Source organism: Thiococcus pfennigii (assembly GCF_016583835.1).
GTDB classification, from domain to species: Bacteria; Pseudomonadota; Gammaproteobacteria; order Chromatiales; family Chromatiaceae; genus Thiococcus; species Thiococcus pfennigii.
Window position 1 is genome coordinate 51,643 of sequence record NZ_NRRW01000003.1, and the last position, 11,936, is coordinate 63,578.

At 67.7% G+C, this 11,936-nt stretch carries 11 protein-coding genes; 7 read left to right on the forward strand and 4 right to left on the reverse strand.

Annotated features, from left to right (window positions below; translation table 11 throughout):
• Window positions 1–451: 451 nt before the first annotated feature.
• The 4 genes from feoB (at window position 452) to azu (ending at window position 5,143) form a co-directional block, all read left to right on the forward strand.
• The gene (gene feoB, locus CKO41_RS01770; RefSeq protein ID WP_200381066.1) at window positions 452–2,986 is read left to right on the forward strand and encodes a ferrous iron transport protein B; all 2,535 of its coding nucleotides are present in this window, start codon (window positions 452–454) and stop codon (window positions 2,984–2,986) included.
• A 35-nt stretch (window positions 2,987–3,021) separates the two neighbouring features.
• On the forward strand, window positions 3,022–3,738 hold the full coding sequence (locus CKO41_RS01775; protein ID WP_200250389.1) for a DUF4857 domain-containing protein: 717 nt from the start codon (window positions 3,022–3,024) through the stop codon (window positions 3,736–3,738).
• 12 nt (window positions 3,739–3,750) lie between these two features.
• On the forward strand, window positions 3,751–4,383 hold the full coding sequence (locus tag CKO41_RS01780; RefSeq protein ID WP_200250378.1) for a hypothetical protein: 633 nt from the start codon (window positions 3,751–3,753) through the stop codon (window positions 4,381–4,383).
• A gap of 313 nt (window positions 4,384–4,696) precedes the next feature.
• The gene (gene azu / locus CKO41_RS01785) at window positions 4,697–5,143 is read left to right on the forward strand and encodes an azurin (RefSeq protein WP_200250377.1); all 447 of its coding nucleotides are present in this window, start codon (window positions 4,697–4,699) and stop codon (window positions 5,141–5,143) included.
• A 212-nt stretch (window positions 5,144–5,355) separates the two neighbouring features.
• On the opposite strand, the gene CKO41_RS01790 is transcribed toward azu, so the two are convergent.
• Window positions 5,356–5,871, reverse strand: a complete 516-nt coding sequence (locus tag CKO41_RS01790) for a flavodoxin (protein ID WP_200250376.1) — start codon at window positions 5,869–5,871, stop codon at window positions 5,356–5,358.
• 365 nt (window positions 5,872–6,236) lie between these two features.
• On the opposite strand from CKO41_RS01790, the gene CKO41_RS01795 reads away from it, so the two are divergent.
• Window positions 6,237–6,554 (forward strand): c-type cytochrome, encoded by a 318-nt coding sequence (locus tag CKO41_RS01795; protein ID WP_200381067.1) that lies wholly within the window; start codon window positions 6,237–6,239, stop codon window positions 6,552–6,554.
• Window positions 6,555–7,242: 688 nt separating this feature from the next.
• Here CKO41_RS01795 and CKO41_RS01800 read toward each other — a convergent pair.
• On the reverse strand, window positions 7,243–7,971 hold the full coding sequence (locus CKO41_RS01800) for a hypothetical protein (protein ID WP_200381068.1): 729 nt from the start codon (window positions 7,969–7,971) through the stop codon (window positions 7,243–7,245).
• Window positions 7,972–8,537: 566 nt separating this feature from the next.
• Between CKO41_RS01800 and coq7 the strand changes: the two genes are divergently transcribed.
• Window positions 8,538–9,185 carry a 2-polyprenyl-3-methyl-6-methoxy-1,4-benzoquinone monooxygenase gene (gene coq7, locus CKO41_RS01805; protein WP_200250373.1) on the forward strand — a complete coding sequence of 216 codons (648 nt, stop codon included), beginning with the start codon at window positions 8,538–8,540 and terminating at the stop codon, window positions 9,183–9,185.
• A 133-nt stretch (window positions 9,186–9,318) separates the two neighbouring features.
• Here coq7 and speD read toward each other — a convergent pair whose 3' ends face one another.
• Both speD and CKO41_RS01815 read right to left on the reverse strand, forming a co-directional pair.
• Window positions 9,319–10,143 (reverse strand): adenosylmethionine decarboxylase, encoded by an 825-nt coding sequence (speD, locus tag CKO41_RS01810; protein ID WP_200381069.1) that lies wholly within the window; start codon window positions 10,141–10,143, stop codon window positions 9,319–9,321.
• 346 nt (window positions 10,144–10,489) lie between these two features.
• Window positions 10,490–10,906: an OsmC family protein gene (locus CKO41_RS01815; RefSeq protein ID WP_200250369.1), complete on the reverse strand. Its 417-nt coding sequence runs from the start codon at window positions 10,904–10,906 to the stop codon at window positions 10,490–10,492.
• Window positions 10,907–11,258: 352 nt separating this feature from the next.
• Between CKO41_RS01815 and crp the strand changes: the two genes are divergently transcribed.
• On the forward strand, window positions 11,259–11,912 hold the full coding sequence (gene crp / locus CKO41_RS01820; protein ID WP_200250367.1) for a cAMP-activated global transcriptional regulator CRP: 654 nt from the start codon (window positions 11,259–11,261) through the stop codon (window positions 11,910–11,912).
• Window positions 11,913–11,936 lie beyond the last annotated feature (24 nt).

Genomic DNA, 11,936 nt, shown 5'->3' on the forward strand with positions numbered 1-11,936 from the left:
GCGACCCCCGCCGCCGAGGAGCCATCGGAGAAACCGCCCTCGCAGAGGATGGCGCCATCGCCGTTGTCGTAGCAGGCGCAGATCGGCGTATGGGCCAAGGCAACACCCGAGACGGCAACAGGGCGGACACGCAGCCAGCGCGAAGGGGATGGGACGGCATGGGCGACCTCCGGTGGACCGACCGGGCATCGGCACGGCGACGCGCCACCCGGCCGGACAAATGAATGCTAATTGTTCTTATTTGCGCGCCATTCCGCAAGCCTGTATCCTTGCGCCGATCGGTAGATGAACACAGACGCACGGCCCCGGGGCGTCGACCCGCGCAGCGCGGCCCATGGGGGCTGGCCCGATCCGCTCGCGTCCCGGGGGCCAGGGGCGAGAGGGCGCCCCGGTGACACGACAACGACCAGCGCACCGCCGCCCGGCGGCACCAGCGAGGGGTTACAAGACGATGACGAGCCGCAACGGCCTATTGGTGGCGATCGCGGGACAGCAGAACGCCGGCAAATCGACCCTCTTCAACATGCTGACGGGGGCGCGCCAGCATGTCGCCAACTACCCGGGCGTGACGGTCGACAAGAAGTACGGCCTCTACCAGGACGGCGTCGGCGCGGTGCGCACCGTCGACCTGCCGGGGACCTACAGCCTCACCTCCTTCTCGCTCGAGGAGCGCGTCGCCCGGGATTTTCTGCTCGGCGAGCGACCAGACATCACGGTCAACGTCGTCGACGCCTCGAACCTGCGCCGCTCGCTGCACCTGACCCTCCAGCTGATGGAGTTGGAACTGCCGCCGGTCCTGGCGCTGAACATGATCGACGTCGCCGCGAGCCACGGCATCCGCATCGACCACGATGAACTCGCACGCCGCCTCGGCGTGCCCGTCGTGCCGACGATCGGCCGCAAGGGGGAGGGCCGCGTGCCGCTGCGCCAGGCGATCCGCGACTGGGCGCAGACGCTGCGCGAGGGCCGGGCGGCACCCCGCCACCCGATCGACTACGGCCCGCTCGAGGCCGACATCGCCGCGCTCGAGGTCCTGATCGCAGACCAGGGCGTACTCGCCGATCTACCCCGACGCTGGCTGGCCCTGAAGCTGCTGGAGGGCGACGAACAGGCGCGCGGACAGCTCGCAGGGCGCCTCGACACCGCGCCGACCGAGGCCATCCTCACGGAGGCCGACCGGCGCCGCCTGGCCTTCGAGGGCGCCCACGGCCTGAGCGTCGGCGATCAGGTCGTCACCTGCCGCGACCGCACCGTCACCGCGCTGATCGACGGCGTCCAGAACCGCCCCGATGGCCGCCGGCGCACCCTCTCGGAGCGGATCGATCAGGTCGTCCTCAACCGCTGGGCGGCGCCCTTCTTCCTGGTCGCGACCGTGTTCCTGATCTACCAGGTCTCGATCGTCTGGGGCTACGAGCTGACCAACTACACCTGGCCGCTCCTCGCCGGCCTGCGCGAACTGGCCGCCGGCCTGCTGCCCGCCGCCGGCTTCCTCGTCGACCCCTACGTGCGCGCCCTCGGCCTGTGGCTCGTCGACTCGGCCAACACCCTGCTCAACTATGTGCCGATCTTCCTGATCCTCTTCGCCTCGATCGCGATCATCGAGGACACGGGCTACATGGCCCGCATCGCCTTCATCCTCGACAAGATCCTGCACCGCTTCGGCATGCACGGGCAGAGCACCCTGCCGCTGATCCTCGGCGGGGTCTTCGCCGGCGGCTGCGCCGTGCCCGGGGTCATGGCGACCAAGGGCATCCCCGATGCGCGCGCGCGGATGGCAACCATCTTTGCCGTCCCCTTCATGAACTGCCTGGCCAAGGTGCCGCTCTACACGCTGCTCCTCGGCATCTTCTTCGTCGAAGACAAGTCGCTGATGATGTTCTACATCTCGACGATGACCATCATCTTCGCGCTGCTCGTCTCGAAGCTCTTGACGACCACGGTCCTGCGCGGCCACGAGACCTCGCCGTTCGTCATGGAGCTGCCGCACTACCATCGCCCAACCCTCCAAGGCGTCCTGCGCCGCGCCTTCGACCGCACCTGGCAGTACATCAAGAAGGTCGGCACCATCGTCATCGCCGTCGCCGTCGTGGTCTTCGCCCTGCTGCATTTCCCGGGCCTGCCGGCGGAGCGCAAGGCCCACTTCGAGGCGCAGGGTCAGGCGGCCGCGGTCCGCTTCGAGGAGGCCCTGGCCGGCAACGCCTACCGCGACGTGGCGCTCGGCGCGCAGTTGGTCCCGCTGGTCAACTACGCGAGCGACTTCAACCGCGCCCGCCTCAACGCGACGAGCGCCGAGGCCGCGCGCGCCCTGGAGGCGCGTTTCGAGGCACGCAACCCGCAGTTCTACCCGCTCGTCAAGCCGCCACGCGGCGACCGCGACGCGCGCCAGGCGAGCCGCGCCCTGCGCGATCTGCTGCGCGAGCGCAAGTCGCTGCGCCGCGAGATGAAGGAGGAGCGGATCACCAATTCGCTGCTCGGCACCATCGGCCGCGGCCTGGAGCCGGTCACCCAGTTCGCCGGCTTCGACTGGAAGATCAATGTCGCGCTCCTCTCTTCGTTCGCCGCCCGCGAGAGCAGCGTCGCGACCCTCGGCGTGCTCTTCCAGCAGGACGACGACGAGAACCGCTCGCTCGAGGAGCGCATGGGCGCCGAGACCCGCGCCGACGGGGCCACGGCGCTACTCGCGGTGTCGATGATCCTGTTCTTCGCCCTCTATCCACCTTGTCTGGCGACGACCATCATGGTCCGCGTCCAGACCAATTCATACAAATGGATGCTGTTCTCGATCGTCTTCCCGACCTTCCTCGGTCTCGGTGTCGCGAGCCTGGTCTACACGATCGGGCGGGCGGTCAACGCGACCGGCCTCCAGGCGATGACGGCCGTCTATCTCGGCGCCCTCGCGTTGCTGATCCTCGTCGGCCTGGTCAGCGGCCGACGCGCCCCGACGCCGGTGCGCCAGCCGGTGCCAACCGCATCGACGCGCCCCTGACCGAGCACTTCACCGGGGCGCTGCACTCAGCGGGCTTGCGCTTTCCGGTCCGCGCGGCCCTTGGCCGGGTCTCGATCCTCAAGCCCTTCGATGCCGGCTGGTTCCTCATCGCTGACGACGGCGCCCTGTTCCAGCTCAGGCGCGTCGATGATCGCCCGGCGGTGAGCCGGGTGTCGCTGCCCGAGGGCCTCGCCGTGCGCCACATCAAGGTCGCCGAGAACAGGCGCCACGAGGTCCTCGGCCTGCTGCTCGCCGACGACGACCGCCCCTTCCTCCTCGGCGACGGCGAGGAGCCAGAGCTGATCCCGCTCGCGCTGCCCGGCTACGCACCCGAGCGGATGGAGCTCGAGATCCTCTTCGATCCCCTCTACCGCACCGCCGTCTACTCCGACGAGGAACGGATCCAGGCCGTCGTCATGGACCGCGACCATGCCGTCCTCGATCGCTACGCCCGCACCATGGCGATGGCCGAGCCGCGCCTCGCGGATCGGGTCTTCGAGGCCCTGGCGCCGTTTCACCTGACGCTGCGCGAGCCGACCCGCCGCTATCTCGCGCTGACGCCGGCCTGGCACCCAGTCTGGTCCTCCGTGCTCGGCAGCGCGGCCGCCGTCCTGCTCGCGACCGCCTTCCTGCGGCAGCGCGGCCTGGCCCCGAGGCACGCAGCGGGCGACCTGGCACTGGTCGCACTCACCGGCCTCTACGGTCTGGTCGCGCTGCTCCTCCTGCCGCCGGCCCGTCCGCCGTCCGGCTGAGGCCGCGTCGCGATGGCGCGAAGCCCCCGGCAGCGATCGCGGACCCCGGCGGCCCTCGTCGTCATCGGTGTGCACCGCGACGAACTGGCCTTCGGCGAGCGGGTCGTGCAGGGTCTCGATACCGCGCACTTCGCGGTGCTGCGCATCCCCGAGGGACTGCTCGGCCAGCGGCCGCGCCAGGATCAGTTCGAACAGCATCTGCGCCGCCACCACGCGCTCTATTCGCAGATCCACGACCAGTTCGTCCCCGGCCAGCGGCTCCTCGTCGACCTGCACAGCGGGCTCGATCGCCGCGGCCGCTGCGCCGACGTCCTCTGCGCCGACCCGCGACAGCTCGGGTGCATCGCGACCCGCACGGCCGTCGCCGACCCCGCGGGCGGTACGGTCCGCGCCATCCAACTCATCGCCGATACCGCGCTGCCGGAGCTCCGGGAGGCCGGCGTGCGGCCCTGGCCCGTCGCCAGGCCCGAGATCCCCGAGGCGGTCTGGGGCGCCGCCGAACCGCTCTACGTCGGCCTCGAGGTCTATCTGCGCCGTCCCGGTACCGGCACCCCCGGAGACTGGGCCTTCGCCCGCTGCCTGCTCGCGACCATCGCCGACTGCGTCCTGCGCGACCGCGCCCCGGGCGACGCCGGCCGCCCCTGACCCGCTCGGGCGTTGCACCCGGACGGCACCCAAGGCCAAGCGCCTGAACCCGCCAGCCGTCGCGCCCCTTCAGGATGCCCCGACCGTCCGCTCGCACCGTCGCCTACCCGGCCCAACGGACGGCTGCCCGCCGGCATCCTCAAGACCGAGCAGCCAGCGCACCAGGCCCGCACCGTTCCGAATCGGGTTTGCTAATAGTAACGCTTCTTAGTAGCATTTATAGCGCTCGACGCCGGCGGCGAGAGCGGTGTCGGCCGGCGGCGCGAATCGGGCCGGTCGACGGATGTCACGACCAAAGCGGAGTCATAGCGAGATGATTGGCAAGAGATACCTCATGGCGGGCTTGTTGTTGGTGGGTAGCGGCGCGGCGCAGGGCGCCTGCGACTTCAGGATCGAGGTCGGCGACACGATGCTCTACGGCCTCGACGAGATGGTCGTGGAGAAGGGTTGCGAGACCATCGGCGTGACGCTCGAACACACGGGCGACCTGCCCAAGATCGCGATGGGTCACAATTGGGTCCTCGCCAAGACGGGCGACGTCGCGGCGATCGCTACGGACGGCATGGCCGCCGGCCTGGACAACGACTATCTGAAGCCCGGCGACGCGCGGGTCATCGCCGCCACCGAGGTCATCGGCGCCGGGGAGACCACGAGCATCCGCTTCTCCCCCGCCGACCTGAAGGCCGGTGAGGACTACACCTTCTTCTGCTCCTTCCCCGGCCACTACACGGTCATGAAGGGCCGATTCATCGTCGAGTAGCCCCCTCCCCGTCACGCGTTGCCCAGCCACACGGCGCCCCGCGGGGGGTCGACCCCCGACCGGCATCGGAGCCGGCGGGCGCAGCTAGAACGGCGCGTGCTCTGCCCCGTCACTGGCAAAGCCCGTCGATGCCGAGCGCTACACCGGCTAACGATCGCACCTGGCGAACCGCGTTCCGGGCCGATTCGCCCCGGCACCGATCGCCCTGGACCTCAACCGAGCAACGCCGGGCGGATCCTCTCGATCCAGGCGGCAAGGCGGGCGTCGGTCTCCTCGGGTTGATTGTCCTCGTCGAGCACCAGGCCGCAGAAGGTCCCGTCGCCAAGGTCCGCCTTCGAGGCACCGTATCGATAGCCATCGGTCGACCACAGGCCGACGATGTGGGCACCGCGCGAATCGAGCACTTCATAGAGCATGCCGAGGGCATCGACGAACTCCTCCGCGTATTGCTCCTGGTCACCGAGGCCATAGAGGGCCACCGTCTTGCCGGAGAAATCGACGCCCTCGAGCTCCGGGAGGAAGTCCTCCAACGCCACTGGAAACTCGCCGGCCCCGACCGTTGGCGTCCCGATGATCAAGGCGTCGTAACCACTCATCCGCTCGGCGGTCACCTCCTCGAAATCGCAGATCTCGACGATCCCCTCGTCGAAATACCGGCTCTGGATCATCTTCGCGACCCGGCGCGTATTGCCGGTATCCGAGGCATAGAACAGCCCGATCTTCCGCATATCTCCACCTTGGCAAAATATCGCAGTGATAACGATTATCACTTATATCGCCTGAGATGGGAAGCCACGACGGAAGGTTGCGACTGCCTCGGGATCGGGGACGGTGCGTTCGGTCGCCACCCCTTTTCGCAGAGGGGACAAGATCCGGAGGGGCCTGCCCCGACCGGCCCCGCCAGCCGTTCGGCGCGCCTTGTACCGATGACCCTTGCCGATCCTCTGGCACGGAAATGTCCGCAACACGCTGCGCCGACTATATGCGAATGGGTCGCATTCTCTAGCATCTTTACGCTACTATCGCACCCGACGCCAAATCACGCAACGATTCGGCGTTTTTCGGCGATGACCTGTTCGTAAGGAGCTAGAAGATGCGCGTATCCCGGACCCTCCCGCGGTCCTACCTGGCCCTGGCGGCTTTGGCCTGGGCGCTGCCGGCCGCCGCCAACATGGAACTGGCGACCGCCAGCGGCTGCACGGTCTGTCATCAAGTGGACAAGACGGTGATCGGCCCGGCCTACCAGGACGTCGCAGACCGCTACCGAGACGACGGCACGGCCGTGGAGACCCTGGTCCTCAAGGTCAAGAACGGTGGCGCCGGCAACTGGGGCGAGATCCCGATGACGCCGCATCCCCATATCAGCGACGAGACCATCCGCGAGCTCGTCGAATGGATCCTGTCGATGTAGTGCGAAATCGAACCTCAGCGGCACGGACTCCGCGTCAGGCCGCGAAGGCCAGCACCAGGACCGAGCCTTTATCGCACCGGCGAGGGGAATCCCGTGAAATCTGGGGGCGGACAGCCCGCAACCCAAAAGCGGCCGATCACAGCTTCATCGGGGATTGAAGTCGTTCAAATAGCGAAAAGGCTGTACGTGCGTCCTACTCGCCCGCTCGGTGACGGCCGCTACGGCGCCCGATGCAGGTCGCGCGCGGCGCACTTGGGCACCGTCCAACTGCCGTTCTTTGGTGCAAGGCACCTCCCGCGAAGGAGATGCTGGTCGATCGGCCACCCTGGCAAGGATCAGCAAGGAAGTCGAAAACCTGATCTCCGACGTCCCGCACCGTCACTCGCTTCGCGCGACTGACGATGCAGGGCGTAACACAGGAGGATGACAAGAGACGTTTCGCGAAGCCCGTCAGGGGCAGCGACATCGAAGACGATATGGCCCCGGCGCCCGCCGGCGCGGCGTCACCGATCGGCCGAGCCGAAGGTCGACCGAGGACCGACGGCAACAGACCTCGTTTCGACCGGACGCGCAACCACCGACCACGGGGCATCCCTGCCCGCACAGGCACCCTGGAATCGCTCATGGTGTCCCGAAAACCTGCCGCCCGCAAGACTGAGGAGGGCGTGCCGCACAGGCCTGCCGGGATTCACCGCCGCGACGGGCAGCTTCCGAGCTTGTGGTCGAGCCAACTCTCGATCTGGGCCACCTCGTCTTCCGACGTCGCACCCCGACACTCCAGGAACAATCTGATCGCGGCCACCGGCCCATTGGTGCGAAGTTCGACGATCACGTCACGAAGATCGAAGTCGCCGTCACCATCACGATCGCATTCATTCTCCACCTGTTCTACCTTGAAGAAGGCCGCGCCGCTGCCGATCGGCGATGCCGTTGGCCTGATCGTCAGGCTGTGCAGCCCCGCTCCGACCACGAAGCTCGCCGTACTGGATGCGGGATCCGCCGCGCAGACATCCGGATCGGAGCCGCAGGAGCCGCTGGCGGCGACGTTCGGCGTCGCGCCCAGGGACGCGCTCGAATCGAAGACTTCGAAGGAATCGCCGTTAGCGAAGGCGTCGGTCACCGTCACGATCGCGGGGCCGGAGAAGGTCCAAGGCGGACTGTCGGCGAAGACCGTACCCGGACTCGAAGCGCAGGCGAGCCCGCCCGGATCCGCGGGTTGGCAACCCCTGGCGTCGGTACCGGTACCAGTGAACGAGAATTCGTACCAGGTCCCATCGGGCACGACCTGCCCGAAGGGGACCGCCCCGCTTTCGGGAAAAGAGTCGGCGACACCGTTGCCCTGTGCGAACACAGGACCGCCCGTCACGGCGACTCCGACCAACACAGCGAATGCGATACTCGAAAATCGAATCTGCATCGTCGATCCTCTCTTCCATCTGGTCTGCGCGGAGAGACCAAAACGAAAAGCCGGCTGTCGCCGGCACCCCTGTACAATTCTCGTACGCGAAAAAGTATAGGTCGCAAGATCCAGACGAACCAAAGAATTAACAAATATAATTTTTTTTGGAAACGTCATAGGCCGAATCCCGAGAGGCACTGTCTCTGCACGGGACATCGATACGAGCCCGAGCGGGCGGATGCGGACGAATCGGGGTGGTCGCTCGCCGACGCCCCTCCGGCGGCCCCCTCGCTCAGGGCCGCCAGGAGGCAATTTGTCGAAAGGCTGACGGGTCGACGCCCGACGCCGCCCGCCTGAATCCCGGTGCCTCGGTGCAACTCCGATCCGGCCCCTTCGTCGATCGAGCGCACCAGGCACTTGCTGCAGCGCCACCGGCGACCCATCTCCAACGGACGACCCGACGGGGATGCGCGCCTGACGCGCGCCATGCGACCCCGATCCCCTCTCCGCGGCATTCTGTGCGGCGAGCGATTCGGCCCACGACGCTCGCCCCGCCCTACGAACCGATCAGGAGCTACAGAGACATGGCCCATCCGCGACGCTATTCGCCCACCGACGACCTGCTCATCGGCCTCGACCAGGCGCTGCGCACCGTCTTCGGCCGCCCAATGACGACGACGCGGCCGAACCCGGCCGAGGGCCTCGTCGAGGCAGACCTGGACGAGGCCGAGCGCCGCCACGTCGGCCGCCTGATGCGCGTCAACCACTCGGGCGAGGTCTGCGCCCAGGCCCTCTACCAGGGGCAGGCGGTCACGGCCCACCTGCCAGTCGTTCGCGAGACGCTGGAGCGCTCGGCCGCCGAGGAGGCCGATCACCTGGCCTGGTGCGAGTCCCGCCTGCGCGAGCTCGGCGCGCGCCGCAGCCTGCTGAATCCGGCCTGGTACGCCGGCTCGTTCACGCTGGGGGCGCTGACCGGTCTGATCGGCGACCGCTGGAGCCTGGGCTTCGTCGTCGAGACCGAGCGCCAGGTCGAGAGCCACCTCGAGGGGCACCTGCGGGAGATCCCGGAACGCGACATCAAGACCCGCACCCTGATCCAGCAGATGAAGGTCGACGAGATCCACCACGCCCAGGTCGCCGGACACGCCGGCGGCGTCGCGCTGCCCGGCCCGGTGCGCTGGGTCATGAAGATCACCGCCAAGGTCATGACGCGCACGGCCTATTGGATCTGAGGGCCACCGGGTCGCGAAGTGCCCGATCCGGACGGCCGGCGCCATTGTCCTGAGCGCGCGGCGATGTCCCGTCTCGCCGACCGGGACCGGGCTCGATCACCGGCCGCTCGGGGCCCCAGCGGCGAACGCGGCCTCAGCAGCCCATGTACTCCAGATTGCGCGCTAGATTGCGACCGTAGAAGATCTCGGTCAGTTCGCGGCGCAGCAACTTCTGGATGCGCTTGTGCTCGCGCTCGCCGAGGTCCTGCGCCTGGATGCAGAAGAGGTAGTCGTCGAGGCGGAAGTGCTTCAGCACCATCTTGGTGTGGAACAGGTTCTCCTGGTAGACGTTGACGTCGACCATCTGGTAGCGGTCCTTCGTGTCGCGGGAGAGATAGTTCTGGATGGAGCTGATGTTGTGGTCGATGAAGTGCTTGCGCCCCCTGACGTCGCGGGTGAAGCCGCGCACCCGATAGTCCATGATGACCACATCGGACTCCAGCGCATGGATCAGGTAGTTCAAGGCCCGCAGCGGCGAGATCCGACCGCAGGTCGACACGTCGATGTCGGCCCGGAAGGTGCTGATGCCGGTCTGGGGATTGGACTCGGGGTAGGTATGCACCGTGATGTGACTCTTGTCGAGGTGCGCGACGACGGCGTCGGGCAGCGGCCCCGGCGAGGCCGTGTTCGACAGCAGTTCGGCGGCGATCGGCTCCTCGGAGATCAGCATCGTGACCGAGGCCCCCTGGGGGTCGTAGTCCTGATGCGCGATGTTGAGGATGTTGGCACCGATGATCTCGGCGACATCGGTCAGGATCCCGGTCAAGCGCTCGGCGTTGTAGGCCTCGTCGATGTACTCGATGTAGGCGGCGCGCTGCTCGGCGGAGTCCGCATAGCAGACGTCGTAGATGTTGAAGCTCAAGGTCTTCGTCAGGTTGTTGAAACCCTCCAACTTGAGCTTTTTCAGGGAATGCGGCATCGAATCCACCCATGCGTCTTGCAGTGCCCAACGCGAAGCGCCACCTTCGAATGGCCGCCGTGCGCTGGGCTGGAGTATGCCCGCCGCCGATGGCGACGGCCGTTGAGGGCACCCGGGCAACGGGGCGCCTGCCGAGCCGGCCCCGCCGATTCGCCGACCCACCCCTTCGACCTTCCGGATACGGCCGCGGCGAGGACCTCGCCCGCGGAACGCACCCGTCCGCTCGGGGCGGGGCCTCGCGGGTCGAAGGGGGCGAAACCTAAAGCCCCGCCCCCCGAAATGCAAGGGGAAATGTCACGAAGGATCGTCACGATACCGCCGCGGTGCGGCACGACCCGACGCGCCATCAGGGGCTGCGGATCTCGTAGTCGTGGGTCACCTCGGCCGTGGCCCCGAGCATGATCGAGGCCGAGCAGTACTTCTCGGCGCTGAGGCGGATGGCGCGCTCGACCTGCCGGGGGTTGAGATCGCGCCCCGTGAGGATGAAATGGGCGTGGATGCGGGTGAAGACCTTCGGGTCGGTCTCGGCCCGCTCGGCCTCGAGTTCGACGACGCAGGCGGTCACGTCCTGGCGGGCGCGGCGCAGGATGTGCAACACGTCGAACTCGGTGCAGCCGCCCATCCCGATCAGCAGCAGCTCCATCGGCCGGGGCCCGAGATTGCGCCCCCCGTGCTCCGGCGGCCCATCGAGGACCAGGGCATGACCGCTGCCCGACTCCGCCGACATCGCCGCCCCGTCGACCCACTCCACGCGTGCCTTCATCGTCACGACTCGTCCTCGCACAATTGGCCCCACCCGACATGACACCGCTGATACGCCGCACCGAGAACGGACCACCTTCGCAGGTCCTCACGCCTTCGGCCCGTCCTGGCCACGCGCCTCGGCGCCGCGGTGCGCGCGCCGGGCAGATCTATCGCTACGGCAACCCACCGACACCAGGGGACGACCGTTGCGGCCACCCCATCGCAGCACCCGAGGCCAAGCCCGACAGGCGCCGCGGACCACCTCGCGTCCCGCACGGCCGGTGGGCCTGATGACGTCGGGTTATTATAGTGCCGAGGGCATGGGCCCCGCAGATCCGAACAACTGCCACGACGCCCAGAGACGACACGCTATGACCCTAATCAAGCCCCCGCAACCGGAACCAGCCTGGCTGAAGCCCTTCCTCGGCTTCTGTCACAAAAAGACCTACGACAAGCACATCGACTTCATCCGTCAGGGGGAACCGGCGCAAAGCCTGTATTACCTGATCGATGGCTCCGTCAAGGTACTGATCGACGACGAGGATCGTCGCGAGTTGGTCATCGCCTACATCAACAAGGGGGAGTTCATCGGCGAGATGGGGCTCTTCGTGCCTCAGACGACCCGCAGCGTCGTCATCCGCACGCGCACCCGCTGTCAGGTCGGCGAGATCACCTATCAGCGCCTCCTGTTGCTCTTCGAGACGGAGCTCAAGGAGCACGCGAAGGAGATCCTCTTCGCCGTCGGCCGACAGCTCTCCAGCCGTCTCCACCAGACCAGCCGCAAGGTCGGCCACCTGGCCTTCCTCGATGTCACGGGCCGTATCGCCGGCGCCCTGCTCGATCTTACGAAGCAGCCCGACGCCATGACCCACCCCGACGGCATGCAGATCCGCGTCACCCGCCAGGAACTCGGTCGCATCGTCGGCTGCTCCCGGGAGATGGCCGGGCGGGTGCTGAAGGCCCTCGAAGAGCAGAGTCTGATCGACGTCAAGGGCAAGACCATCGTCGTGCGCGGGACGCGCTAGCATCGGGCACGCACCGCGCACCCC

What these genes read in the sequence shown, in the direction of transcription:
- CKO41_RS01790 (WP_200250376.1), bottom strand. Translation starts at nt 5,871, where the DNA reads ATGCGGAAGATCGGGCTGTTCTATGCCTCGGATACCGGCAATACGCGC.
- feoB (WP_200381066.1), top strand. Translation starts at nt 452, where the DNA reads ATGACGAGCCGCAACGGCCTATTGGTGGCGATCGCGGGACAGCAGAAC.
- crp (WP_200250367.1), top strand. Translation starts at nt 11,259, where the DNA reads ATGACCCTAATCAAGCCCCCGCAACCGGAACCAGCCTGGCTGAAGCCC.
- azu (WP_200250377.1), top strand. Translation starts at nt 4,697, where the DNA reads ATGATTGGCAAGAGATACCTCATGGCGGGCTTGTTGTTGGTGGGTAGC.
- CKO41_RS01800 (WP_200381068.1), bottom strand. Translation starts at nt 7,971, where the DNA reads ATGCAGATTCGATTTTCGAGTATCGCATTCGCTGTGTTGGTCGGAGTC.
- speD (WP_200381069.1), bottom strand. Translation starts at nt 10,143, where the DNA reads ATGCCGCATTCCCTGAAAAAGCTCAAGTTGGAGGGTTTCAACAACCTG.
- CKO41_RS01780 (WP_200250378.1), top strand. Translation starts at nt 3,751, where the DNA reads ATGGCGCGAAGCCCCCGGCAGCGATCGCGGACCCCGGCGGCCCTCGTC.
- CKO41_RS01795 (WP_200381067.1), top strand. Translation starts at nt 6,237, where the DNA reads ATGCGCGTATCCCGGACCCTCCCGCGGTCCTACCTGGCCCTGGCGGCT.
- coq7 (WP_200250373.1), top strand. Translation starts at nt 8,538, where the DNA reads ATGGCCCATCCGCGACGCTATTCGCCCACCGACGACCTGCTCATCGGC.
- CKO41_RS01815 (WP_200250369.1), bottom strand. Translation starts at nt 10,906, where the DNA reads ATGAAGGCACGCGTGGAGTGGGTCGACGGGGCGGCGATGTCGGCGGAG.